The organism is Nonomuraea turkmeniaca, from assembly GCF_005889735.1.
Lineage (GTDB): Bacteria > Actinomycetota > Actinomycetes > Streptosporangiales > Streptosporangiaceae > Nonomuraea > Nonomuraea turkmeniaca.
This window is the reverse complement of sequence record NZ_VCKY01000485.1, coordinates 1-2,526: the sequence shown is the minus strand read 5'-3', so window position 1 is coordinate 2,526 and position 2,526 is coordinate 1. Positions and strand designations below refer to the sequence as shown.

Sequence of the window (2,526 nt, the reverse complement as noted above, 5' to 3'; positions counted from 1 at the left end):
CGAGAAAGGCGGCGCCCGCCGGGGTCAGATGGACGTGGTGGGTGCTGCGATCCAGCAGCCGCACTCCCAGTTCGCGCTCCAGCCGCTGGATCTGCTGGCTCAGCGCGGACTGCACGATGTGCTCGCGGGCCGCGGCCCGACCGAAATGCAACTCTTCGGCCAGCGTCACGAAATAGCGCAACTGACGCAACTCCATGCCCGCCACCCTTCCCGCCTGGGCGGCGCCGAATCGGGCCGTCTCCCCCACTCTAGGTGCCAGGTGGTGGTGTAGGGCCCATGGAGGAGGCTTGGCGTCACCCGCTGGATTGACTCTTCCATCGGGCTGCCTCAGATGGCCCACGACCCGATCGGTCTTGCCCGCAACCTGGTGATGCTGGTTGCCGCGGAGGTGCCTGGCCCAGCGATTGAGAGCGCCGGCGACAGCGCGCGCGCCCGGCCACCCCATAGAAACCCGCCGCCGGCAGCAGATCGGTGAACGCCACTCACCGCCCCCACGGCAGGACGATCGCGACGCCGTGCGCAAGGAACGGCACCGCGACGATCGCCGCCGTCAGCCCCATCTGAGCTCTGCCGACCAGAGCGTGCTCCTCCGCCCCGGGGAACGGCGATGCGCCGTCATCTATACGGTTCGCCGGTGCACGTAGCACCAGCGCCAGGTCGAGCCTGGGTCCAGGGCGGCGACCACCGGGTGGTCGGTCTCCTGGTAGTGGGCGCGGGCATGCCCCCCGTGCGAGTCGTCGTTGCAGGCCACCCACCCGCAGGTCAGGCACACCAGCAACCGCGTCCAGGTCCGGCCGAGGGCCAGACATTCCTTGCATTCGGGTGACCCGGGCTCCACAGCCGGGAGCAGGTCGACGTGATCGCATCGCGGTGCCTGACCGTTCAGGCCGGCACGCGCGGTCACGTTCTTTCCTTCTGCGTCCAGGGTCATCACGACCCCCTCACGGTGACAGCGACGCAAGCTGCGCCGGCTGATCAGTCCTCAGTCAATGTGTTCAGCGAGCCGGCGGAAACGCCCAATCCCAGCTAGCGTCATCACCTGTGGCGATAGCTAGCCTGTCGGCGCGCCGTGGACGGCGAAGAACCGCGCACTCGCGCCAGCCGGCCGACACACGTTTCGGTGGGGACCGCACACCCGTTACGGGCCCCTCCTGGCGAGCGCGTGGTCGGCCTCGGCGCTGAGCAGACGGGCGGCGGCGGCCACCTCGTCCAGCTGGCCAGGCGTCATCGCCTCAAGACAGACGGCGAGCCGCTGGCGGTCACCGCGGCAGGCCATGCTCGTCGCGCTCTGAAAGGCGAGCGCGCGTGAGGCTGCGCCGATCGCCTTCAAGACGTCGGCCAGGGCCTGATCCACGTCATCGTTCGGATCAGGTCGCCGCGGAGGTCGATCATTCAACACCATTCACCGTGCCGTCCTTGAGATCCAAGTGTTGTCCGATCCCGTCGTGCCCACTACAGGCCTGACTCTGCGCCAGGTGCCGGCTGTGGTCAACAGGAGAGCGGCGCCTTCCCACAACATGGCACGAGTGGTGCAGGCGTCAGAACCGTCTGATCGCGCGGCAGCGTCAGGGCCGGCGGCAGAGGATCACTAGCGATTCAAGGTCTGATCAGGGACGCGTTCAGGCCGGTCAGAGGTTGACCTCGGCGAGGTGGTCGGCGGTACCGCCGCGCCATTCGACCAGGAAAAGGGTCGCGTCATCAGTTGTCGTCCCCTTCCTCTGGCGCATCAGTGTGTGAGAGAGGCTTCGTACCATCTGCTGCACGCTTCTCGTCATGGGCCCGACGTGCTCGATGGAGTTGATCAGACGTTCTTCGCCGAACTGCTCACCGCCGGTCTCATGCTCTTCGACGAGACCATCGGTGTAGAAGAGCACCCGATCGTGACGTACGAGCTGGCGCGCGTTGATCTGCGGGGCGGCACCGCCGAAGCCGACCGGGAGGGTGCTCGCCCCCTCCAACACCTCGATGACCTGGTTGCCGCGGATCAGCAACGGCGCCGGGTGCCCTGCGTTGACCCATTCCAAGGAACCAGACCCGATGTCCAGACGCACCATCTGTGCGGTGACGAACTGGTCGGGACTGAACTGGTCGTTGATGGCGGTATCCATGAATTCGTACAATTCGGCAAGCCCCACGTTGGCGCGCCTGGCGTGCCGGTAGGCGCCAATGGCCACGGTCGCCAGGACAGCGGCGTTCAAGCCGTGGCCCATCGCGTCGATGACGGCTATGTGCAGGACTTCGTCGTTGAGGGCGTAGTCCAAGCTATCCCCGGCGACGTCGTAGGCGGGCTCCATGATTCCGGCGACCGCGACCTGTGGGAGAGCCATGGACAACGGGGGCAACAGCGACCACTGGATCTCCGCGGACACGCTCATCGGCTCGCGACGCCGTGCCAGGAACTCGGGTTCCGCAGATGTGTCTGAAGAAAAGCACACGGATCCAGGCGTTGAGCTGCGGTAACGCATACTGGAACGCGTGCGCGGCGTGTTACTAGGCCGGGGTGTTATTGCTGGTCAGGAGGGGGTG

General features: G+C 66.6%; 4 protein-coding genes. All 4 read right to left on the bottom strand.

The features are described from left to right. The coding region (locus ETD86_RS53850; protein WP_138670718.1) for a LysR family transcriptional regulator at positions 1 to 196 on the bottom strand (196 nt) is incomplete at its 3' end. A gap of 423 nt (positions 197 to 619) precedes the next feature. Further along, on the bottom strand, positions 620 to 931 hold the full coding sequence (locus ETD86_RS53840) for a UBP-type zinc finger domain-containing protein (RefSeq protein WP_138674308.1): 312 nt from the start codon (positions 929 to 931) through the stop codon (positions 620 to 622). A gap of 207 nt (positions 932 to 1,138) precedes the next feature. Next, positions 1,139 to 1,354 carry a hypothetical protein gene (locus ETD86_RS53835; RefSeq protein WP_138674307.1) on the bottom strand — a complete coding sequence of 72 codons (216 nt, stop codon included), beginning with the start codon at positions 1,352 to 1,354 and terminating at the stop codon, positions 1,139 to 1,141. Positions 1,355 to 1,628: 274 nt separating this feature from the next. Next, a complete protein-coding gene (locus tag ETD86_RS53830; protein WP_246149532.1) occupies positions 1,629 to 2,375 on the bottom strand; it encodes a PP2C family protein-serine/threonine phosphatase in 747 nt (248 codons plus the stop codon). Between the last annotated feature and the right edge of the window lie 151 nt (positions 2,376 to 2,526).